We start from the raw sequence: 22,022 nt of genomic DNA on the forward strand, positions 1-22,022 counted from the left end.
GTTGCGCTTCACGCCGGGAGAGCTGAGGATAAACGCGCTGTCCGGGCCAAAATGCGCGCCCATTTTGTTCATCAGCGAGGCGATGCGCGCACGCGGCGCTTTTCGTACTACCAGATTGAGCACCGATTCCGGCAGCAGCCAGGCAATGACGGGCAGGAACAGCAGGGGAAGTGCGCCGCCAAATATTAACACGGCAGGCCAGTTAAACCGGGCCAGCAGCCCGGCGGCAATGAATCCGCCCAGTCCTGAACCGATATTGAATCCGCTGAACATTAGGGTAATCATGATGCCTTTGCGGCGCTCGGGCATATATTCCGACAGCAGCGTCACACAATTTGGCATCACCGCACCCAGCCCAAGACCGGCGATGAAGCGTAACAGCGCCATCTGTGTCGCCGAAGCGGCGAAGGCGCAGGCAAGGCTGAAGGCCGAGAAAATCAACACTGAAACCAGAATGACGCGCTTGCGGCCGATCCGGTCAGAGATGGGGCCGGCAATCAGTGCGCCCAGCGCCACGCCCGCCATCGCCGCACCCAGAATCGGGCCCATCGCCGGGCGGCTGATGCCCCATTGTTCAATCAGTGCCGGGGCGATAAAGCCCATCACGGCGGCATCGTAACCATCAAACATAATAATGATCAGACACAGCACCAGTACGCGCCATTGGAAGGAAGAGACCGGGCGTGCATCAATCCACTCTTTTACATTAACCAGGTTATTCGCTGTCATCGGGTACGCTCTCTGCTTTGCTACCAGCGGCAGCTTCGTTGGGGTGAGAGAAAAGTAACAATCCGATGACACGGTAAGCGGGGCCCCTGGCCGTGTCTGTCAAAAAAGGCTTTTAGCGGTATGAGTTAGCTTTATAGTGTGATGCGTCTGGCATTGTCGCTCAGCGGCTAAAAGGCGATGACAAGCCAGACAGAGCCAGTGCGGGTGACAGCCATCATGATTACCGCTATGAGTTTCATTTAGGCTGTTAGCGCAAGTGTCTCATCAATGCAACGCAGCAGCGCCTGGGTGGCAGGCGAATGCAGCGCTCCCGGACGAAACGTTAACCCTATTTCGCGGCGCGTATCGGGTAAGTTCACCGCCAGCGGCGTCAGTATTCCGGCCTGTAATTCATATTCAAGCTGATGTGATGAAACCACCGCCACCATATCTGAATTGAGCAGTAGCCCACGCACAATCGCCAAATCACCACTTTCCACTACCGGCTGAGGCGCCGGCATCCCGGCGGCCTGAAACGCGCGATCCAGCAGATGTCGGGCAGGAGAGTTCTCTCGCGGCAGGATCCACTGCGCTTGCTGCAGATCCTCCGGCGTGACCGGACGCCCGCTCAGAGGATGATGCGGACGCGTCAGCAAAATCAGTTCCTCATCGAACAGCACCTGATTCTGGATATCTGACGCGCTGTGGTGCTGACGCAGTGCGCCGAGGATAAAATCAAGATCGCCGGCGCGCAGTTCTTTAATCAGCGCGTTAAAGGCGCTCTCGTTGGTTACCACTTTAATACCGGGATAACGCGTGACCAGACGGGTAATCGCCAGCGGCAACAGGCTACTGCGGCACAGCGGCAGTGCACCGACATGCACTGTTCCGGTCAGAATGCCGCGCTGTGCGGCGAGATCTTCCGGGATATGGCGTATCTCATTCAGGGCACGACTGATAAACGGGGCGATCTCCTGTCCCGCTGACGTAGGCATCATGCCTTTTGGCGTGCGCTGAAACAGCGGCATCCCGGCCCCTTTTTCCAGCACTTTCAACGCCGCGCTCACCGCCGGCTGGCTGATGCCCAGCAGCGTCGCCACGCTTTGGGTGTGATGAAGCCGGTCCAGCGCTAAAAATATTTGCAGACGTCTCAGGTTAAATAACCAGATGGGTTCCGCCTCTTCACGTCCGTTATCCCGCCGACGCATTTTGCTGAGTATCGGGGGAATGGCGTGCAGTTCGGTAATGGCTCGCCGGGCGCGCGGCAACGCACACTTTCCCATCTCAGTCAGCAGCATTCCGCTGGCATGCCGCTCAAACAGCGGCGTCTGTAAACTGTGTTCCAGATCACGCAGGGAGCGAGTGATCGCCGACTGGGTGCGAAATAAATTTATCGAGGCTTCGGAAATCGTACCGTAGTCTGCAATCATACAAAATGCCCGTATTTGCATGATTTTAATGCTAAATTCTGGTTTGTCGTTTTCCATTTTTTTTATGCCTGCAATGAGCCCTGACTCACAACATAAATAAAAGTCATAACCCATGCAACGAAAGACATTATCCAGCCACAGAGGCGCATGCCAGGATGAAAAAAACGGCAAATGCAGGATGAGATAATGGAAAAGATGAGTAAAAAGAGTGCGTTAGTGGTCAGCGCCCACTCGGCTGATTTTGTCTGGCGTGCCGGTGGTGCCATTGCGCTGCATGCATCGCAAGGTTATGAGGTTCATGTGGTTTGCCTCTCCTATGGCGAGCGGGGCGAATCGGCCAGACTGTGGCGCAGCGGAAATATGACCGAGGCGAAAGTGAAACAGAGCCGTCAGGAAGAAGCGGAGGCGGCTGCCCGCATTCTCGGTGCCAGCATCGCCTTCCTGGATTTAGGCGATTATCCGCTGCGCGCTGATAAAGAGACGCTGTTCCGGCTGGCGGACATATTCCGTCAGGTGCAGCCGCACTTTGTCCTGACGCATTCGGTTAACGATCCCTATAACTACGATCATCCGCTGGCTGCTCATCTGACGCAGGAAGCGCGGATCATTGCGCAGGCGGAAGGTTACCGCCCCGGTGAAACCATTATTGGCGCGCCGCCGGTCTATAGCTTTGAGCCGCATCAGCCAGAACAGTGCAACTGGAAACCTGACGTGTTACTCGATATCAGTGCGGTCTGGGACAAAAAATATGCGGCCATCCAGTGCATGGCGGGTCAGGAACACCTGTGGGAATACTATACGCGGGTAGCTTTGCAGCGGGGCGTTCAGGCGAAACGTAACGTTGGGATCAACTCATCGACAGTAATCAGCCACGCTGAAGGCTATCAGAGCCTGTTGCCCCGGGTGACGGAGGATCTGTCATGAGTCTGGTGAATAAAAAAGGGATCGTGGTCCGGCACATTGAGCGTGCTGATGCCGCACTGGTTGCCGGTTTTGCACGTTATGGCGTGGCGACCACCCATGAAGCGCAGGGTCGCAGTGGTCTGCTTGACGTTCGCGTCCGACCGATTCAGCAGAACTGCGCGGTAGCTGGCAGCGCGGTGACCGTGCTGGTTTCACCCGGCGATAACTGGATGTTTCATGTGGCGGTTGAGCAGTGCCAGCCCGGTGATATCCTGCTGGTGGCCCCGACCTCAGATTGCCACGATGGTTATTTTGGCGATTTGCTGGCGACTTCTTTACAGGCACATGGCGTGGTCGCGCTGGTGGGTGATATCGGGATTCGTGACAGCCAGACGCTGAGAGAGATGCAGTTTCCGGTCTGGTCGCGGGCGGTTTACGCACAGGGAACGGTGAAAGAGACGCTGGGTTCCGTTAACGTACCAGTCATCTGTGCCGGGCAGCTCATCCATCCGGGGGACATTGTTGTCGCGGATGATGACGGCGTGGTGATTGTGCCGCGTCAGCGGGCTGAATCCGTCGCGGCTGCAGCGCAAAAACGGGAAGCGCTGGAGCAGAGCAAACGCCAGCGGCTGGCCGCGGGTGAGTATGGCCTCGATATCTATCAGATGCGTCCACAGCTGGCCGAAAAAGGGCTGCGCTACGTTGACTCCCCTGAACAACTGCAGCAGAGCGGCACATGAAACAGACTCTGATACCCTGCATGCTGATACGCGGCGGCACCTCAAAAGCTGCCTGCTTTCTGGCGGCGGATCTGCCAGGGGAGAGCGCAACGCGCGATCGTGTCCTGCTGGCAGCGATGGGTTCCCCGGATGCCCGGCAGATTGACGGTATCGGAGGTGCCGATTCGCTGACCAGTAAAGTGGCGATTATCTCTTCTTCATCGCGTCCGGATGCTGACGTGGACTACCTGTTCGCTCAGGTTAGCGTGGATAAAGCCGTGGTGGATTACGGACAGAACTGTGGAAATATTCTTGCCGCAGTGGGGCCGTTTGCGATTGAAAAAGGGCTGGTACCGGTAACCGGCGCGGTAACATCGGTGCGCATTTATATGGTCAATTCCGGACAAATCGCTGAAGCCGCGATCGTCACGCCGGAGGGCAGCGTTGAGTATGAGGGTGATACCCGCATCGATGGCGTGCCGGGTTGCGCCGCGCAACAGGTCCTGAATTTTCAGGATATCGCTGGATCGAGTTGCGGTACGTTGCTGCCGACCGGTAACGCACGCGACAACATTGATGGCATTGAAGTGACCTGTATCGATAATGGTATGCCGGTTGTGGTCATACGTGCCGACGATCTGCAGCGCAGCGGACGGGAAACGCCGGAACAGCTGGATAAGGATGAGGCGCTGAAAGCACGACTGGAGTCGATTCGCCTAAAGGCGGGACGGTTAATGCAACTGGGCGACGTGGCTCAGCGCAGCGTGCCAAAAATGACGCTGATTTCGGCACCGGTTCACGGCGGCGCGATAACCACCCGGACCTTTATTCCTCACCGCTGCCACGCAGCCATCGGCGTATTTGGGGCGGTCAGTGTCGCTACGGCCTGTCTGGTTGCCGGTTCGGTAGCTGAAGGGCTGGCCAGCATCAGCGCTGCGGCTGAACAGCGGCTGAGTGTTGAACATCCCAGCGGTGAATTTAGCGTCGTGCTAACGCGTGATGCGGCGGGTGAGGTGATCAACAGTGGCCTGATCCGCACAGCGCGGCTGTTGTTTGACGGGCGGGTGGCCATTTCCGGTTCAATCTGGTCACGGCAGGAGGGCTAATAACATGAGGCGTATAGCGATTATCGGATTTGGCGAGGCGGGGCAAATTTATGCCCGCGATCTGGCAAGGGTGGCGCAGGTACGAGTCTGGGATAAAAAATTCTTCGGCCACCAGGCGTCATCCTTGTGGGAAATAGCACACCAGTCTGGCGTACAACCGGCGGCTTCCGTGGCTGAAGCTGTCGAGGGTGCGGACTGGGTAATATCGCTGGTCACCGCATCAAACGCACTCTGCGTTGCGCGCGAGGTATCGCCATTACTGGTGAATGGCCAGCTTCTGCTGGACTTTAACTCAGTCTCACCGGAGACAAAGCGTGCCGCCTCGAGGGCGATTGCCGCAGGCGCGGGCGCGTATCTGGATGTGGCGGTCATGGCGCCGGTGCCGCCTGAACGGCTGGCGACACCGCTGTTAATGGGCGGGCCGACCGCTGGCAAGGTTACGCATCAGCTGAATAGTCTGGGCCTGAACGCCCAGGCTGCCAGCGAGCGCGTCGCGATGTCTCAGCCATTAAGATGTGCCGCAGCGTGATGATTAAAGGACTGGAAGCACTGACTACCGAATGCCTCAGCGCAGCGCGGCAATACGGGGTCGAAGAGGCGGTGTTAGCTTCGCTGGCTGCCAGTTTCCCGTCGCTGGGATGGCATGACAAACTGCCGCATTATCTTATCAGTCGGGTTGCCGAACATGGCGTCCGGCGGGCAGAAGAGATGGCTGAGGTGGTCAAAACCTTACAGGATGTGGCCGTAGCAGGCCTCATGAGCCAGGCGACTCAGCAGGTGCAGGCGGAATTACCTGCCCGTATGGCGGCGCTGGCAATAGATTACCGGGAACTGACTCCCTTTAAATGGCAGGAGGCACTGGACCGCCTGAGATAAATTTACCTGGTTTCGCATTCACCGGTGGACGTTTGCTGAACGCATCGGCTGTTGACGCCATCACACAATAAAGGAAACGCCTCTCTGACCAGGTAAAATCCACTGATCACCAGAGAGAAAAGGCGGTAACGTCTGACCCTAAAATAAAAACATCGGTACGCCTACGCAAATAAGGAGGTCCTCATGACCACAGCGCATTCTGAGCCTTGTCATGATATTGCACATCTTGCACATGTTGAGATTTATACCGACAAGTTCGAGGAGAGTCTCGCCTTTTTCGTCGACGTTTATGGACTGACGGTCTCGGCCAGGGATCACGATCACGCGTGGTTGCGCGCCTGGGACGATTATGAATTCCACACCCTAAAACTGACGCGTCATTCGACTACCGGAGTGGGACATATCGCTTACCGGGCCAGTTCTGAGGCGGCATTGATGCGGCGCGTGGCGGCCATTGAAGCCAGTGGATATGAGGTGATTGGCTGGAAAGAGGACGATCAGGGCCACGGGCGTGCATTCCGTTTTGCCGATCCCTTTGGTCATGTGTTCGAGATTTACTATGATACGGTTCGCTATCAGGCAGAAGCGGATGAGCGGCCGTCATTAAAAAACCTGGCACAACGCTATCACGGTCGTGGAGCGTCTCCCCGGCGTATTGATCACCTCAATCTGCTGGCGGAAGACGTCAGTGAGTTCAAACGTTTTATGGAAGTCTGCCTCGGTTCACGGGTCACCGAGATGATCGCGCTGGATAATGGCCGGATTGGCGGCTGCTGGTTCACCATCAATAACAAAACCTACGATCTGGCCTGTACTGAAGAGCAGGGAGGCGGCAGGGGCCGTTTGCATCACATCACCTATGCCACGGACAGCCGGGAAGATATCCTGCGTGCCGCCGATATTTTTCTGGAAAACAGGGTACATATTGAGACCGGCCCGCATAAACATGCCATTCAGGGCACTTTTTTCCTTTATGTCTGGGAACCGGCCGGCAACCGAGTGGAGCTGGCCAACTCAGGTGCGCGGCTAATTCTGGCACCCGACTGGCAGCCGATTATCTGGACCGAAGCGGAGCGCAAAAAAAGGTCAGGCCTGGGGCCTCAAGACAATTGAAACCTTCCACACGCACGGTACGCCGCCAGTTGTGAAGTAAACAGAGATCAGCCAGATGACGGATTGGTGCAACAGGTCATCTGGCTGATGTTAAAAACAGGGTTTAAGCAGAAAAATAGCAGAGAAAGCGAAATTTCCAGCCAATATTAGTTACATCATACATTGATTATAAATTAAATAATGCATCAGACATCGTGCCAGTATCTATTAGCTAAACAGCGTAAGAAATCGAACTCAATGGGATTTCAGCGGAGCCGATCAGTCAAAGCAGCTGGAATTAACACGCTGAACGCTGACTCGAGACACGACCGGCATTGACCACAGCAACGAATCGTCATGAATGCTGACAATAAAAATGCTAAAAGAGCAGGGCGTACGCAGTGCAAATGAGCTGTCAGGCGGATAATCGCGGCTGCAGCTGGTAAATCCAGGCGGATAACTGCTGATTGTTGCCAGTGTTGACCGTGACTTCAACCCGATCGTAACCCTCTTCAAATTCATCCAGCATCGGCCAATGCGCTTCGAGCCGATCGGAGATAAACAGATAACCCGGCACGGGTGCCGCTTGATCATCAAGAATAATGCCGGGGAAATCAGCCGCCGCACCCCAGCCACGCGGGTAGAAAATGCCGGACACCGAACCGGACAGCCATTCACCGCCAATCTTTTCCAGGATATGGGCATTTTCACGGCCAGGGCAAAGCGTGCCATAAACAAATAAGCGTTTCATTTTTCATCGTCAGGATTACAACCGAAGCCGGCAACTTTAACCTGGCTGAAAGGCGTTGTCATGCAGGCCGGGTGCATTTCAGTGTTCATTATCAGGCGTTGATTCAGGCAGTAATAAAATGACGCGCTGTGATAAATTCTGCGACCCAACAGTCACGCGTCTGGCGCAGAATTCACGTAGCGTTGTCAAAATCGCGGAGTGTTTCGACAGTTTTAACCCGATTGGTCGATAAAGAAGGCAGACGATCGCAATCGGGCAATTTAGCGTGTTAGCTATAGCGCAGGCCGGTTTAGTGGGTATTAGCGGGCAGAAAGATAGCAATGACTAAGCCTGGTACAGTGCGCATTAACTGGCAGTGCGGCAACCAGCAACCACGTCGCGCCGTTTAAAATGAATGGTGCAGGTCATCGGTTGCGGCCGCGAACGTGTCGTTGCAGAACAACGGTTGCCGCAAGGGGTACTGAAGCAAGACGTGTTGCATTAAAGAATGTTGAGCGAGAACGGTGTCGCCATGAGGATTGCAGAATAGTAACCGGCGATACCGCGAGCCTGACGCAGAGAGGAATATTTCCCGTATCGGTCGCGGGCGGATTATGACAAGGAACAGAATCCGGGGAATAATGTAAGTGCATTGGCTGGCTATGATAAACGTAAAGTGAATTTTTGAGTCAGCCAGTCAGGATCAACGGTCGAACGGCCAAATGACAGAAAACGGCAGAATTAAGCGATGTCCGGTCAGCATAATCAGGCCGTTATCTAAGGGCGCATAATGTATATTATGTTAAATTAGAGGCGTGCTTGTATTATGTCTACGTTCAGCCCGCTTTATTTCAGGCAGACTTTTGTGCTCTGGCTACTAAACGTATCCCCTGACCTACCCGTGCCAATCCTCAGGCCAGTCGTTTTAAATAGAGATCATAATTGTCCGCATCAAAGCAGACTAAGTTAACCTTCCCGATTTTACTGTTCTCAGCGATGCAATGTTTGATGACCTCTAAGGCAATCTCTGCGGCACGTTCTTTAGGGAAACCATAAATTCCTGTGCTGATGTTGGGAAACGAAACCGTTTCGATGCCATGCTGGTCGATGAGTTTAAAACAACTCAGGTAAGCACTTCTCAACAGCGCATCTTCGTCATGTTGTCCATCGCTCCAGCGCGGACCAACGGTATGGATGACGTAATCAGCAGGCAAATTGCCTGCACCTGTAATTACCGCATCACCGACTTTGCAGCACCCCTGACGATTGCGGATTGTCTGGCACTCAGCCAGAATCGCCGGACCGCCTGCGCGGTGGATTGCGCCATCAACGCCACCACCACCCAGCAACGACGTATTGGCTGCATTGACAATAGCTTCTGCCGCGACTTTGGTAATATCACCCTGAATTACGGTTATTTTATTCATCATATTCCACGATTTTTAACTTTAGTGACTGGTGCGTACCCACTGGCTGTGCGCTTCGCTGTCTTCAGCAGAAGACCTGTTTTCTCCTGATATCAGGAGAATTTTTATCAAGGCGCAATGATTGCTTACTATAGATGACTCACTACAGAATAGAACAGTCGTTCGCAATCCTGCCCGAAAATCGGTGAGTCTGCCAGGCGCCTCTGGCTGGTCGTTTATAATGAATGCCTTCTCAGTGCCCTGATTCCGGCGCCGCACCGTTCACCCCTGACGCTGCTGTATAGCTGCGCACGAAAGAAAGACCCAGCCGCCGGGCTGAGTCTTATATGCAGGAAAGACGTTCAGGAAAGAAGATAATTCGGACGGCTTCATCACTACCGCCCGGCTCCCTTATTTCAGATGTAACCGCAGCGCTTCACCCGCCTGGTTGATGGCCGTTCTGACGGTAGGTTCCTGGCTCAGTGCGTTCAGCAAACCGTAATCATGGATCATGCCGTTATAGCGTGTCACGGTAACCGGCACGCCTGCCGCATCCAGTTTCCGGCCAAAGGCTTCACCCTCATCACGTAACACATCCAGCTCTGCGGTCTGAATCAGTGTTGGCGGCAACCCTTTCAGCTGCCCGGCAGTTGCGCGCAGCGGCGATGCCAGGATGTTATTACGATCTTTCTCTGATGTGGTGTAATTATCCCAGAACCACTTCATCATGTTCTTCGTCAGGAAATGGCCATCGGCAAACTGATCATAGGAAGCGGTGTCAAAACGCGCATCGGTAACCGGCCACAGCATCACATCATAACGGATCGCTGGGGTTTTAAACTGCTTCGCCTGCAAGGCAACCGCAGCCACCATATTACCGCCGACGCTGTTACCGACCAGCGCCAGACGTTTACCATCCACGCCAATTTCAGCACCATGTTCTGCCACCCATTTCGTGGCTTCATAAGCCTGCGTAATCGCCACCGGGAAATGCGCTTCTGGCGACGGTTCATAATTAACAAATACTGCCGCCGCGCCGGAGGCATTCACCATGTCACGAACCAGACGCTCATGGGTCGGGAAATCGCCCAGCACCCAGCCACCGCCGTGGAAGAACATAAACACCGGCAACGTCGCGCTGGCATTCTCTGGTTTTACGATAGTCAGCGTCAGTGGCTTGCCCAGTACCGTAATGATCTTTTGTGAAACCTGTGCCGGCGGCAGTTTTGCGCCCTTTTGTGCCCCGGTCAGCACCGCACGGGCGTCTTTGACAGAGAGCTGCTCGATCGGCTTGCCTCCCCCGCTGTTGAGCGCCTTCAGAAAAGCGGCAACACCTGCGGTCGGTTGCGGATTATTTCCAGTAGGTGCAGCAATGGCGGCACTCATCTGGCTGGCTAATAACAGTGCGCTGGCGGTCAGTTTCATGTTCATCAGGGGCTTCCTTTAATTTGCTATTAAGTAGTGCGCTATCTGGTTGACGCAACAATGCCACGCTGCATTTTGATTGTAAACTATTAAATAGCGTACTATTAAATAGGCAGATTGACCTTTCTCATCCTTTTTCGTCGTTTATAGATGAGTTTGACGCTATCTGCGGCGATTACCTACCAGCTTCACCCTTCCTGAAAGGAAGAAAAAAAATAAAAAAAACCATCCGGCGCGATTTTTTTCTGTATGGCGAATGAAAACTGCACCTTGTCTGATGATTGTTAGTTGAAAGAATGACTGTATGATGTAACTAAAATGACTTATAACCCACGACTTCTGATCGCTCCACCTCAGAAATTTCACATTTTCTGCCGCAAAATATCGCTTTGCGGTTATCCACCCTACTATTGCTGCAAATAACCCCGTCAATAAAGGAAACATTGATGAAAACCTCACATGCTTTGATCGCAACTCTACTTCTGGCCACTGGCGTTTCTGCTTCTGCTGTTGCTGCGCAACCCGCTGCGGCTAAAAATCCGTTAAGCGTCCACGTTCTGAATCTGCAAACCGGACAGCCTACCGCCGGCATTGAAGTGGAGTTGGATCAGAAGCAGCAGGATAACTGGGTGAAGCTGGCAACCGGCGTCACCGACAATAATGGCCGCATCAGCGCCCTGTTCCCGCAGGATAAAACGGCCAGCGCTGGCAGCTATCGCGTCGTGTTCAAAACCGGTGACTTCTATAAAAAGAACAACCAGAAAACCTTCTTCCCGGAAATCCCGGTTGAGTTCAATATGGACGCCAACGGTGAGCACTACCACATTCCGTTGCTGCTGAGCCCGTTCGGTTACTCGACCTATCGCGGTAACTAAGATTCTGAATGAATCCGGCGCGCCTGCGTGCCGGATTCCTCTTCTCCCGCGACCCGCCGCGGAAACCAGTCTGCCAGCCAGTCAATAAACACCCGCAAGCGATGCGTAACGTGTCGATTCTGAGGATAAACCAGATGAAACGGATAACCCGCTGGACGCCAGTCAGGCAGGACTTCCACCAACTCTCCCTGCTGTAAAAGCGCCCCAAGGCTATAGCTGAATGTCTGAATGATCCCCAGACCCGCCAGTCCTGCCGCCAGATGAGCATTACTTTCATTGACCCCGATGCGATGCGCACACGTAATCTCGATTTTTTCGCCATTGCGCTCGAAACGCAGCGGAAATGGTCTGCCGCTTTGCGGAGAGAGATAGCTGACCAGCCGGTGACCGTTGCGCAATTCGTCCGGATAAGCAGGCACGCCGAAGGCTTTCAGGTAGGCCGGCGTTGCGCAGGTCACCAGCGTGGCATAACCAATGTTGCGGGCAATCAGGGAGGAATCGACCAGCGGCCCGCCGCGTATTACGCAGTCAACGTTATCGCTGATCAGGTCAATCGGCCGATCGGCCACGCCAAGATCCAGAGTAATGTCGGGATATCTGGTAAAAAAATCGGGCAGCAGCGGAATCAGCACCTCTCTGGCGGTGGAACCGCCGATATCGATACGTAAATGTCCGCGCGGCTTGCTGCGGACCGCATTGAATGCGGCGTCAATATCGTCGAGATCGTGCAGGATACGCAGCGATTTTTCATAATATTCCCGCCCTTCGGCGGTGACAGTGACCCGCCGGGTAGTACGGTGCAGCAGTCTGACGGACAGATGGGTTTCCAGCGCCTGCACCAGTTTGCTCAGCGTCGCTTTCGGCATATTCAGTGAGTCAGCCGCCCGGGTAAAGCTGCCGCTCTCCACCACGCGTGAGAAGGCTTTGATTGCCAGTAACTGATCCATTCTCTTTCTCCTATTATCCACAGCGGTGGATAGTCATTTTCATTTTACCCGATTTATCTTCCAATCCTCTCTCTTTACAGTCGTCATCAGCCCGGCATCATCATGGCCCGAGGCAAATCAGATTGATCACCCTTTTATCCGGAGAGCAGCAGATGAACGCATTACTGGCAGGAAAAATTGCACTGATTACTGGCGGCACCAGCGGAATTGGCCTGGCGACGGCTATCGAACTGGCATCACAGGGCGCGCAGGTCTTTATCACCGGTCGACGCCAGGCCGAGCTGGACGCCGCCGTGGCAGAAATCGGCAGCGCCGCTACCGGTATTCGCGCCGATGCCTCACAGCTGCATGACCTTGACAAAGTCTATGCTCAGATAGCGAGTCAGACCGGACGGCTTGATATCCTCTTCGCCAACGCAGGCGGCGGCGACATGATGCCATTGGGGGCCATCACCGAAGAACATGTTGACCGTATCTTCGGCACCAACGTGCGCGGCGTGTTGTTTACGGTACAGAAAGCACTGCCGCTGCTGGTCGACGGTGCTTCTATTATTCTGACCGGTTCAACCACCTCGATTCAGGGTACCGCGGCTTTTAGCGTATACAGCGCCAGCAAAGCCGCGGTGCGTAACTTCGCTCGTTCCTGGGCGCTGGATCTGAAAGACCGGGCCATTCGCGTCAACGTGGTCAGTCCCGGCCCGGTCCGTACACCTGGCCTGGGCGAGCTGGTAAGTGAGGATCAGCGTCAGGGATTGTTTGATGCACTGGCGGCACAGATTCCTCTCGGTCGTCTGGGAAACCCCGGCGAAATCGCTAAAACGGTGGCGTTTCTCGCCTCGGATGCGGCCAGCTTTATCAATGCCACGGAGCTGTTTGTCGATGGCGGGATGGCGCAGGTCTGATTCTCAGCCCGCGAATTACCGCAGAGAGCGGCGCAGTCCGCTCATTCTCTGCGGAGAAAAGCGTTATCTCACCGCGCCGTCTGCGTCGGGCGGCAACGCTAAGCGCACGAAAATCCCCCGCCCCCGCGCGCTGACATAAAATGTCACCGTGCGCCGCCCCCGATCCGCCCAATCGCCCGCTATAGTTATTCCCTGTCACGTTAGTCATAAAACCATGGAGATAACATGAGCCAACTTTTTTCACCTGTCTCACTGGGGGAACTTACGCTGGATAACCGCATTGTGATTGCGCCGATGTGCCAGTATTCAGCCGATGCTGGCAACGCGTCCGCCTGGCACCGTATTCATCTTGGTCAGCTGGCCTTTTCCGGCGCCGGCTTGCTGATTATTGAAGCGACCGCCGTCGAAGATATTGGTCGTATTTCTCCCGGCGATTTGGGGCTATGGAATGATGACAATGAAGCGGCCCTGAAAAGCGTGCTGGAGGATGTACGCCGTTACTCTTCGATTCCGATTGGCATTCAGCTGGGACACGCCGGACGCAAAGCGTCATGTGCGGTGCCGTGGGAAGGCGGCAAACAGATTGCGCCTGATGCTGCCGAGGGCTGGCAAACCGTCGCGCCTTCTGCACTGAGCTACAGCGAAGGTGAAGCCAGACCGCTGGCAATGGATCGCGATGCGCTGGCGCGGGTCAAACAGGCCTTTGTCGACAGCGCCCGTCGGGCAGTGAAACTGGGCATTGAGCTGATTGAGGTACATGGCGCGCACGGTTATCTGCTGCATCAGTTCCTTTCACCGCTGTCGAACCAGCGCAGCGATGAGTACGGTGGCTCACTGGAAAACCGGATGCGCTTCCCGCTGGAAGTGTTCCAGGCGGTGCGTGATGCGGTACCGGCATCGGTGCCGGTCGGCGTGCGCATTTCGGCCACGGATTGGGTAGAAGGTGGCTGGGAAGTGAATCAGTCGATCGCTTTCTCACGCGAGCTGGAAGCGCGCAACTGCGCCTATATTCACGTTTCCAGCGGTGGCCTGTCAGAGAAGCAAAAAATCAGCGTCGGCCCGAATTACCAGGTACCGTTTGCCCGCGACATCCGTGAGCAGGTCTCCATTCCGGTGATTGCGGTGGGCCTGATTACCGAGCCACAGCAGGCGGAAGATCTGCTGCAACAGGGCGAAGCCGATCTGGTGGCGCTGGCGCGCGGCATTCTCTATGATCCGCGCTGGCCGTGGCACGCAGCGGCCGCGCTGGACGGTAAAGTCCAGGTTCCGCCGCAGTATCTGCGTTCAGAACCGCACGATGTCAAAGGTATCCTGACCCGCGACGAATAAGCACATTGGCAGGCCGTGTCGCTGCGGCCTGCCAGCCTGACGGCGTGCTAAAGAATGCCTTTCAGCCGAAGATGCAGCAGCATGATGGTTTTGGCATCCATGATTTCACCGTCCGTAATCGCTTGCAGCGCCTGGTCAAAATCCATCTCCAGTACCTCAATATCCTCGCCCTCTTCTGCGATGCCACCGCCTTCACCGCTGCGCTGCTGATCGGCATATTCAGCAATAAAAAAATAGAGCTTTTCCGTGACCGAACCGGGACTCATAAAGGCTTCAAACACCTTTTCTACCCGCGTAACACGAAAACCGGTCTCCTCTTCGGCTTCGGCGACAATGCGCGCCTCCGGGGAGGCGTTATCCAGTAACCCCGCCGCCGCCTCAATCATTTTGAAGAGGCCACGGTAAAACGCGCACTGGCTGGCCGGGCAGCGGAAACCGTGGTGATGGCCTCAGCGGAGAAGCTCAATTCCGCCTCCGCCTTTGCGATTGGCGATCTCTCGCTGGCCAGTACGCTGATCGTCGATACCCCGCCGGGCGAGCCACTGCAGCAGGCGCTGACCGACCACGGCGTCACTCTTATCTGAGGGCATAGCAGGCCTGCAAGGCCAGATGCGGGCCGGTCAGCGGTCGCTGGCCGACAGCAAACCGCTGCGCCACCGGCGTCATGGAACTTTGCGCCAGCGCCACCAGACCGGCGCCCTGCTGATAAGCCTGCTCTGTCGCATCGGCAATCAGAGCAAAGTAACGCGCATTATCACCGGCTTTGAAAGCGGCCCAGGCACCGGCCACCAGCCGCACTTCAACCTCTCCGCCGGCCTGGCAAAACAGTGCACGGGTCGCCTCAAGCGTCGATTCCGCTGCACAGAGTGCCACCGAGGGCCCTTTATGACGCTGCAGCGCCTCGGACAGCATTTTATCGCTGCGCAGCACCCAGCCAGGCTGACCGGCAGCGGCAAAATCATCAGCAACCGGCGCCAGGGTTGAGCAGGTGATCACTATCGCATCCATCTGCGGCAGCAAAGCATCAATCAGCCGGGCAATCCGGGCGCGTAATTCCGCGCTCATCCCGCCGCTGCGTTCCGCCTCCGCCAGCCATTCCGGCATCACCAGATGGTTAAGCGGGCGCGCAGTCACGGCCAGCGAGGCAGCAGCGTCATCGAAAATGGCGATATTACTGGCCGCAGTATGAAGACAGAGCAGGTTCATGGTTCTCTCCGGACAGGGTTAGCGGTGAGTGGAGTAAGCAGCTAACCAACTTACCGCGTTTATGCACTCTGTCCAGCGCCTGAGGCGATCCGTTGACGTAAGAAGTCGATAAATCCCCGTACCTTTTCCGGAACGTGGCGGGTATCCGGATAGACGGCGTAGATGCCCTGCATCGGAAACGCGTAATCCGGCAGCAGGTGACACAGGCTGCCGAGATCGATCGCCTCCCTCACCAGCCACGCCGGCAGCAGCGCGACCCCATTCCCCTGCAGCGCAAATGCCATCAGTGCCGCCGCGCTGTCCGCCGAAAACCTGACCGGCTGGGTTATCTCAAACGCTAACGGCTGACGGTCCGGACCACTAAGCGGCGAGCGCAACGGGTCAGCCTGCCCGTGTCGCTGCTGACGCTGTTACTGGCGGCCTGCTGGATCCGACGCGAGCCAGGGCCAGCAACCCGACCGGCCGCTGCACGTTGCTGGCCTGGTCAGCGGCTGTGGTGCGCTGGCCGCCCTGCTACTGGGATTAACCTGGATCAGCGATCCGGCCCGGCGGCTGCAGGCGGTTGCGCTGCTGCTGACCGGCGGGCTGCTGGCAACCCTGTTTATCCGCAGCAGCCGTCGCCATACCCATCCATTGCTGCCGATGCATCCCGGTCAGCTGATGCGTTTCTCCATGACGGTCTATCAGTGCGTGCCGGGGATGTTTATCGGTATCAGTCTGATCGCCATGTTCTATCTGCAGGCACAGCTCGGGTTGACGCCGGTGGCGTGCGGAATGCTGATGCTGCCGTGGTCACTGGCCTCAGGACTGGCGATCGTGCTGACGGGTAAGTGCTTTAATCACACCGGCCCGCGCCCGCTGATCGTCACCGGCTGTCTGTTACAGGCGCTGGGGATTGGCGTGCTGGCGCAGGTGACCGTTCCGGTTCCGCTGCCAGGGCTGATGCTGGCCTTTGCCTGATGGGGGCCGGCGGCAGCCTGTGCAGCAGCACTGCGCAGAGCAGCGCGTTTCTTGAGACCGACGACGACGCGCTGCCGCACGCCAGCGCCCTGTGGACAGTTAACCGCCAGCTCAGCTTTTGCTTTGGCGTGGCCCTGCTGAGCCTGTTGCTTGATCTGCTCTCCGCCCATCTGGCGTTACACCAGGCCTGGCGGCTGACCTTTTACAGCGCCGCGCTGATTAGCCTGCTGCCGATTCTGGCCAGTTTTGGACTTGATAACCGCGCCATTGTCCGGCGTTTGTCCCCCTACAAGGAGTCTGTATGAACCGTTATTTTCGTGAAGTCATCGAAGCACACCAGGCGATTGAAGCCTGGCTGAGTGAAGGCCGCGGCGACGCGCTACTGAGCCGATTTGATGCCGACTTTTCAATGATTACTCTGAGCGGCGTCGCTATTGATCACGCTGCGCTAAGCGCCATGTTCAGCAGCCAGCGCGCCGCCCGCCCTGGGCTGCAGATCACGATCGATCAGCTCACCCTACTGGCGGAATGGCCGCAGGGGGCGGTGGTGTTATACCGTGAACATCACCACCAGCCGGACCAGCCGCCCATTGTCCGCTGGTCCAGCGTGCTGTTCACGCGACAGGGTGAGCGGCTGCTGTGGCGGCATCTGCACGAGACACGTCAGCCAGAGTAGTCAGGGTTGCCAGGCGGCGTGCTGCAGGACCACCCGATAGCCATCGGCATCCATAAAGGTGACCCCCTGCCGATCCCAATAAGGATTGAAGGCCGGCCGCCGCTGGAACCCTGCCTGATCCATGCGTGTGCAGCAGGTCAGCCACGGCTCTCTGACGGGAATATAGAGCACCAGCAGGTCGTCGTCGGAAACCTGCGGCGTCAGCGGATGCGCATCACAGCGGGTAAATTCCAGATGCCAGCTTAAATCGGCCCGACCCAGCATCACGCCGCTGAATCCCTGATGCTGTTCAAACGCGCCGATCCGGTGCAGCGCCAGCCCATGACAATACATCTCACTGCTTCTGATCAGATCGGCCACCGGCCGTGCGATACGCAGGTGCTGAATATTCATCACTTTCTCTCCGTCGGGTTTACTGTTATTTATCACAAGATTCCGATCCTCCCGTTACGCCAGGTGCGCAACCGCATCCCGCCGAGGCTGAAAATGTTGCAGAGTGAACGATTACTGTTACGGCCGGTGCGGCCAGAAGATGAAGCCGATCTGTTTCGGATATATGGCGACCCCGCCACCAACACCTTTAATCCTGCCGGCCCGATGCGCGATCGCCAGCAGGCCCATAGCGTGCTGCGTAACTGGTTACAGGGCTGGCAGGATGACGGCTTCGGCCGCTGGGCGATTGCCCGTCTGGCGCAGCCCGATCACCCGATCGGCTTTGGCGGGCTGAGCGTGCACCTGCAGGATGAGCGACGGATGAATAATCTGGGATATCGCTTTGAAACGGCCGCCTGGGGCCAGGGATACGCCACGGAGTTTGCCCGCTTCACGGTCGTTTATGGTTTTACCGCGCTGGGACTAAGTACGATTGAAGCGCGGGTCAGAAAGCACCATCAGGCGTCAATTAAGGTGCTGGAGAAAGCCGGGTTGCATTATGTCAGTGAGATTCAGGATGTCGCTGATGCCCCACCGAGCCGGCTTTATGCCCTGTCACAGGCTGAGTGGCTTGCCCGGCGCTAATCCACGCGCAATTTTTTCCAATATTCCCCTGGCCGGTTAGTGATGAACTCGGGTTTTCTTTCGACAGATAACAGGAAACCCCGATGCCATACCACACTCATAGCAGTACTTCACCCTCAGGCGGTGAAGAATGATGCCCTTTTCGAATGGTTTTCTGCTGAGCCTGTCGCTCTGTCTGGATATCGGTATCGCTAATATTGCCATGATCACCCTGGCGATGCAGCGCGGCTATTTCCAGGGATTCTGGCTGGGGATCGGGACCTGCATCGGTGACCTGTTTTATGCCCTGCTGGCGCTCTCTGGCATGGCGGTGCTGCTGCAGTTTACTCCGGTACGCTGGGTATTGTGGCTGGGCGGCAGCGCGATGCTGCTGTGGTTTGCGGTGAAAATGGCAATGTCCGCATGGCAACCCGCCGCGCCAATTGCCTTTGAAAAAGCCGCACCGCCGCGTCCACTGCGACAGGAATTTTCCCGTGGCGTGCTGCTGGCGATCTCCTCGCCCAGTGCGATTCTGTGGTTCGCCACCGTCGGTGGCGCGCTGATTTCCCGCATCGGTCAGCAGAGCGCTGGCACTTCCGTCGCCTTTCTCAGCGGTTTCTTTATTGCCGGTGTGATCTAGACCGGCGCGTTGTGCCTGGTCGGACATCTGGGCGGTCGGGCGTTGGGTCAGCGCTTACTGAAATATTGCGCCATCGCCTCGGCCATCATCTTCAGCTATTTCGCGATCACCGTGATCGTCTCTGGCTACCGGGAATTTATACTGCGCTGAACTCTTTGCTGCGCATAGTCGTGCGGCGTCACGCCCATTACTTTACGAAACGCATTGATGAAATGACTCTGATCGTAAAAGCCGAGTTCCAGCGCCGCTTCCAGCGGATGCACCCGATTACGCAGCAGCTGACGGGCGCGATGCAGACGCAACTGCATGTGATATTGCAACGGCGGCAGACCGGTATGTCGGGTAAAGCAGCGCACCAGATAATACTTGCTGACGCCCGCCTGACTGGCCAGATCGTCCAGCGAGGGTTTGATCTCAAGCGTCGCCAGCAGTGCTTCTTTAACGCGGGCCACCAGCCGATGCTCCGCCGGGTCGGCGGGCGGGGCGGGTTGCAGCAGTTCACTGCACAGTGACAGCAGCTGCTGTTGCTGTTCTGTCAGGCTATCGCAACTGCTTGCCTGGGCGAAGCGGCACAAGGCGCTGAACAGACGAGGTTCATCCAGCACCCCTTCGCGTAACGCCGGAGCCTGATGGTGACTGGTCAGGTTGTGCTGAGTGGCGAGATTTTGCAGCAGCGACTGCGGCAGATGCACGCTGATAAAATTCACACCCTGATGATCAAAGCGCGAGGCCTGCAGCGTAGCCGGATTGTAAAGCGTGACCTGCCCGGCCTTCACCTCGGCACTTTTGCCCGCCAGCCAGATCTGCTCTACGCCGGTCAGGTTGGCACTGATCACATACTCGTCATGCAGATGACGCGGAAACACGGCGTCGTGGGCGCTGACCTGCGAGCATTCAATGCCGTTGAAACTGAACCACGCCGAGGAGTGTAACGCCACGCTGTCGATCCTTTTGCAAGCGGATATTTCTATCACGATGATTCATCACACCATTTTGCCGCCGCTAATGCAATTGCCGCTGCGCGCCGCACAACTTACATCTGCCCGCGCCATTCCTTTACCGCCCACAGCGCTAAACGCACACCGCCAGATGTCATCTACACTTTGTCGACGTTCACCCGGCAGTGCACTGCGCATTGCCCCGCAATAAAAGGATGACAGCATGACTGAACACGCCAGCCAGAATCACGCATGGTTACTGGCTTCTCGCCCACAGGGTGAGCCGACCAAAGAGAATTTCCGCTATGTGGCGCAGCCCACCCCGGAACTGAAAGAGGGTGAAGTGCTGCTGCGCACTGTCTATCTCTCGCTCGACCCGTATATGCGGGGCCGGATGGATGAGGGAAAATCCTACGCCGCGCCCGCCGAGCTGGATCAGCCGATGGTCGGCGGTACCGTCTGTCAGGTCGCCGAATCCAAAAACAGTGACTTTAAGACCGGTGACTGGGTGCTGTCACAGAGCGGCTGGCAGGAATATGCCGTCTCGGATGGCAAAGAGATCGCAAAGCTGGGCAATGACCTGCCACACCCGTCATGGGCGCTGGGCATTCTCGGGATGCCAGGCTTTACCGCCTATATGGGGCTGATGGATATCGGCCAGCCTAAAGCAGGCGAAACCCTGGTCGTCGCGGCAGCCACCGGACCGGTCGGCGCAACCGTCGGTCAGCTGGGTAAACAACAGGGCTGCCGGGTAGTCGGTGTCGCAGGCGGAGAAGAGAAATGCCGTTACGCGGTGGAAACGCTGGGCTTTGATGCCTGTCTCGATCATCACAGTGCCGATTTTGAACAGCAGCTGAAAAATGCCTGCCCGGATGGCATCGATATCTACTATGAAAACGTTGGCGGCAAGGTGTTTGATGCGGTGTTCCCGCTGCTGAATACCGCGGCGCGCGTGCCGGTCTGTGGTCTGGTTTCCGCCTACAGCCAGCGCGAGTTGCCTCCCGGCCCGGACAGAACCTCGCTGATCATGGCGGGCATCCTGAAACGCCGCATTCGTATGCAGGGCTTTATCATCTTCCAGGATTACGGTGACCGCTATCCGGAGTTCCTTGAGGCGATGCGCCCGCTGGTGGAAAGCAAAAAAATCCATTATCGCGAACATATGATTGAAGGACTGGAGAATGCGCCACAGGCGTTTATCGATATGCTGAACGGCAAAAACTTCGGTAAGACCGTGGTGAAAGTCGCATCCTGACGGACAGCGTGCAGCGTCAATGACGCTGCACGCCCGCTCATCAGTGTGGCAGTCGCGAAACGTGCTCTGCCGCCGCCCGGTTCGCCTCCTCCACCGCAGTCGCCAGCGTTGCCCCGTCGCTTAAGCGCTGACACAGCACTCCGACAAAGCAATCACCCGCACCATGCGTGCTGACCAGCGTGACTTTTTGCGCCGCCAGACTGCCGGTGTCGCCCGCCTCGCTATACGCCACCCCATGTTCGCCTGCCGTGACTACCACCTGCGCGAAGCGTCTGCCCAGCGCCTCGGCGGCGGTCCGCGCCGAAGCCAGATCCTGCACGCTGATCTGACACATATCGCGCGCCTCAATTGCATTCACCACCAGCAGATCGATACAGCGTTCGAACTCCGCCGACAGCGTTCTGGCCGGAGCGGCATTGACGCACACCGTAATGCCGCGTGCCCTGGCCGCCTGTGCCGCCCGCAGATTGACTGCTTCCGGCACCTCATTTTGCAGCACCAGCATCGACACATCCTGCCAGTAAGCGGGCTGCTCAAACACCGACAGTGCAATGTGCTGATTGGCGTTTGAGACCACCACCGCACCATAATCGCCTTCGGCATCGGTAATCGCCACGCTCATACCGGATGGCAGATGATCAATGGTGGTGACAGCAGTGCAATCCACCCCCGCCTGTTGCAGCTGATCCAACAGGAAACGACCTTGTGGATCATCACCCACCGCCCCGGCAAAGTGCACCGCTGCGCCCGCGCGGGCCGCCGCCACCGCCTGATTCCCGCCCTTGCCGCCAAACTTATAGTGACAGGCACTGCCCATCACCGTTTCGCCTTTCTCCGGACGATGTGGCGCGTCCAGCATAATGTCGTAATGAAGACTGCCGGTGACTGCAATTTTGCTCATAG

Annotated in this window: 22 protein-coding genes and 5 pseudogenes; 15 read left to right on the forward strand and 12 right to left on the reverse strand. The window is 56.7% G+C overall.

What is annotated here, in order from left to right:
* Together HA41_RS06130 and HA41_RS06135 are read right to left on the reverse strand one after the other, a co-directional pair.
* A partial coding sequence (locus tag HA41_RS06130) for an MFS transporter (RefSeq protein WP_143807265.1) occupies positions 1-729 on the reverse strand: 729 nt, incomplete at its 3' end.
* A gap of 239 nt (positions 730-968) precedes the next feature.
* Positions 969-2,195, reverse strand: coding sequence for a LysR family transcriptional regulator (locus HA41_RS06135; RefSeq protein WP_094120027.1), 1,227 nt, complete (start codon positions 2,193-2,195; stop codon positions 969-971).
* Positions 2,196-2,324: 129 nt separating this feature from the next.
* Here HA41_RS06135 and HA41_RS06140 point away from each other — a divergent pair, with 129 nt between their 5' ends.
* From HA41_RS06140 to HA41_RS06160, 5 genes and pseudogenes are all read left to right on the forward strand, one after another.
* A complete protein-coding gene (locus HA41_RS06140; protein WP_094120028.1) occupies positions 2,325-3,062 on the forward strand; it encodes a PIG-L deacetylase family protein in 738 nt (245 codons plus the stop codon).
* Positions 3,059-3,781 carry a 4-carboxy-4-hydroxy-2-oxoadipate aldolase/oxaloacetate decarboxylase gene (locus tag HA41_RS06145; RefSeq protein WP_094120029.1) on the forward strand — a complete coding sequence of 241 codons (723 nt, stop codon included), beginning with the start codon at positions 3,059-3,061 and terminating at the stop codon, positions 3,779-3,781. The genes HA41_RS06140 and HA41_RS06145 overlap by 4 nt, the downstream gene beginning before the upstream one ends.
* Entirely contained in the window at positions 3,778-4,866 is a 1,089-nt protein-coding gene (locus HA41_RS06150) for a 4-oxalomesaconate tautomerase (protein WP_094120030.1), read from the forward strand. The genes HA41_RS06145 and HA41_RS06150 overlap by 4 nt, the downstream gene beginning before the upstream one ends.
* Positions 4,867-4,870: 4 nt before the next feature.
* A pseudogene (locus HA41_RS06155) lies at positions 4,871-5,742 on the forward strand (NAD(P)-dependent oxidoreductase).
* A gap of 183 nt (positions 5,743-5,925) precedes the next feature.
* Positions 5,926-6,855 carry a VOC family protein gene (locus HA41_RS06160; RefSeq protein WP_244175096.1) on the forward strand — a complete coding sequence of 310 codons (930 nt, stop codon included), beginning with the start codon at positions 5,926-5,928 and terminating at the stop codon, positions 6,853-6,855.
* 394 nt (positions 6,856-7,249) lie between these two features.
* On the opposite strand, the gene HA41_RS06165 is transcribed toward HA41_RS06160, so the two are convergent.
* From HA41_RS06165 to HA41_RS06175, 3 genes are all read right to left on the reverse strand, one after another.
* Positions 7,250-7,585, reverse strand: a complete 336-nt coding sequence (locus HA41_RS06165) for a gamma-glutamylcyclotransferase family protein (protein WP_094120031.1) — start codon at positions 7,583-7,585, stop codon at positions 7,250-7,252.
* A gap of 890 nt (positions 7,586-8,475) precedes the next feature.
* Entirely contained in the window at positions 8,476-8,991 is a 516-nt protein-coding gene (locus HA41_RS06170; RefSeq protein WP_094120032.1) for an O-acetyl-ADP-ribose deacetylase, read from the reverse strand.
* Between the two features lie 390 nt (positions 8,992-9,381).
* Positions 9,382-10,401 (reverse strand): alpha/beta hydrolase, encoded by a 1,020-nt coding sequence (locus HA41_RS06175; protein ID WP_094120033.1) that lies wholly within the window; start codon positions 10,399-10,401, stop codon positions 9,382-9,384.
* A 440-nt stretch (positions 10,402-10,841) separates the two neighbouring features.
* Here HA41_RS06175 and uraH point away from each other — a divergent pair, with 440 nt between their 5' ends.
* Complete coding sequence (uraH, locus tag HA41_RS06185) at positions 10,842-11,270, forward strand: hydroxyisourate hydrolase (protein WP_094120035.1); 429 nt, start codon at positions 10,842-10,844, stop codon at positions 11,268-11,270.
* On the opposite strand, the gene HA41_RS06190 is transcribed toward uraH, so the two are convergent.
* Positions 11,267-12,217, reverse strand: coding sequence for a LysR family transcriptional regulator (locus HA41_RS06190; RefSeq protein WP_094120036.1), 951 nt, complete (start codon positions 12,215-12,217; stop codon positions 11,267-11,269). The two genes, uraH and HA41_RS06190, sit on opposite strands and share 4 nt — an antisense overlap.
* A 152-nt stretch (positions 12,218-12,369) precedes the next feature.
* Between HA41_RS06190 and HA41_RS06195 the strand changes: the two genes are divergently transcribed.
* Together HA41_RS06195 and HA41_RS06200 are read left to right on the forward strand one after the other, a co-directional pair.
* Positions 12,370-13,119, forward strand: coding sequence for an SDR family oxidoreductase (locus HA41_RS06195; RefSeq protein WP_094120037.1), 750 nt, complete (start codon positions 12,370-12,372; stop codon positions 13,117-13,119).
* 225 nt (positions 13,120-13,344) lie between these two features.
* A complete protein-coding gene (locus tag HA41_RS06200; protein ID WP_094120038.1) occupies positions 13,345-14,448 on the forward strand; it encodes an NADH:flavin oxidoreductase/NADH oxidase in 1,104 nt (367 codons plus the stop codon).
* A 47-nt stretch (positions 14,449-14,495) separates the two neighbouring features.
* Here the strand turns inward: HA41_RS06200 and HA41_RS06205 are convergent.
* A pseudogene (locus HA41_RS06205) lies at positions 14,496-14,834 on the reverse strand (NUDIX hydrolase); the annotation flags it as partial.
* Here HA41_RS06205 and HA41_RS06210 point away from each other — a divergent pair.
* Positions 14,835-15,032: pseudogene (locus tag HA41_RS06210) on the forward strand (DeoR family transcriptional regulator); the annotation flags it as partial.
* Here HA41_RS06210 and HA41_RS06215 read toward each other — a convergent pair.
* Positions 15,025-15,654, reverse strand: a complete 630-nt coding sequence (locus tag HA41_RS06215) for a glutamate racemase (RefSeq protein ID WP_425270641.1) — start codon at positions 15,652-15,654, stop codon at positions 15,025-15,027. The pseudogene HA41_RS06210 and the gene HA41_RS06215 overlap by 8 nt on opposite strands.
* Positions 15,655-15,713: 59 nt before the next feature.
* Positions 15,714-16,040 (reverse strand): annotated as a pseudogene (locus HA41_RS06220) (LysR substrate-binding domain-containing protein); the annotation flags it as partial.
* Positions 16,041-16,314: 274 nt separating this feature from the next.
* On the opposite strand from HA41_RS06220, the gene HA41_RS21330 reads away from it, so the two are divergent.
* From HA41_RS21330 to HA41_RS06230, 3 genes are read left to right on the forward strand one after another with little or no spacing between them, the layout of a single operon-like run.
* Positions 16,315-16,614, forward strand: coding sequence for an MFS transporter (locus HA41_RS21330; RefSeq protein WP_244175097.1), 300 nt, complete (start codon positions 16,315-16,317; stop codon positions 16,612-16,614).
* Positions 16,614-16,919: an MFS transporter gene (locus tag HA41_RS21335; protein WP_244175098.1), complete on the forward strand. Its 306-nt coding sequence runs from the start codon at positions 16,614-16,616 to the stop codon at positions 16,917-16,919. Before HA41_RS21330 ends, HA41_RS21335 begins: the two co-directional genes overlap by 1 nt.
* Positions 16,916-17,290, forward strand: a complete 375-nt coding sequence (locus HA41_RS06230; protein ID WP_094120040.1) for a DUF4440 domain-containing protein — start codon at positions 16,916-16,918, stop codon at positions 17,288-17,290. Before HA41_RS21335 ends, HA41_RS06230 begins: the two co-directional genes overlap by 4 nt.
* On the opposite strand, the gene HA41_RS06235 is transcribed toward HA41_RS06230, so the two are convergent.
* Positions 17,291-17,683, reverse strand: a complete 393-nt coding sequence (locus HA41_RS06235; RefSeq protein ID WP_094120041.1) for a prolyl endopeptidase — start codon at positions 17,681-17,683, stop codon at positions 17,291-17,293.
* Between the two features lie 93 nt (positions 17,684-17,776).
* Here HA41_RS06235 and HA41_RS06240 point away from each other — a divergent pair, with 93 nt between their 5' ends.
* Together HA41_RS06240 and HA41_RS06245 are read left to right on the forward strand one after the other, a co-directional pair.
* On the forward strand, positions 17,777-18,307 hold the full coding sequence (locus HA41_RS06240) for a GNAT family N-acetyltransferase (protein ID WP_094120042.1): 531 nt from the start codon (positions 17,777-17,779) through the stop codon (positions 18,305-18,307).
* A gap of 130 nt (positions 18,308-18,437) precedes the next feature.
* A pseudogene (locus HA41_RS06245) lies at positions 18,438-19,076 on the forward strand (LysE family translocator).
* Here HA41_RS06245 and HA41_RS06250 read toward each other — a convergent pair.
* The gene (locus tag HA41_RS06250) at positions 19,052-19,864 is read right to left on the reverse strand and encodes an AraC family transcriptional regulator (protein WP_094120043.1); all 813 of its coding nucleotides are present in this window, start codon (positions 19,862-19,864) and stop codon (positions 19,052-19,054) included. The pseudogene HA41_RS06245 and the gene HA41_RS06250 overlap by 25 nt on opposite strands.
* 223 nt (positions 19,865-20,087) lie before the next feature.
* Between HA41_RS06250 and HA41_RS06255 the strand changes: the two genes are divergently transcribed.
* Entirely contained in the window at positions 20,088-21,119 is a 1,032-nt protein-coding gene (locus tag HA41_RS06255) for an NADP-dependent oxidoreductase (protein WP_094120044.1), read from the forward strand.
* Positions 21,120-21,159: 40 nt separating this feature from the next.
* Here the strand turns inward: HA41_RS06255 and HA41_RS06260 are convergent, their stop codons facing one another.
* Positions 21,160-22,020: a PfkB family carbohydrate kinase gene (locus tag HA41_RS06260; protein WP_094120045.1), complete on the reverse strand. Its 861-nt coding sequence runs from the start codon at positions 22,018-22,020 to the stop codon at positions 21,160-21,162.
* Positions 22,021-22,022: the final 2 nt, after the last annotated feature.

It is taken from the genome of Pantoea conspicua, from assembly GCF_002095315.1.
Classification (GTDB): domain Bacteria; phylum Pseudomonadota; class Gammaproteobacteria; order Enterobacterales; family Enterobacteriaceae; genus Pantoea; species Pantoea conspicua.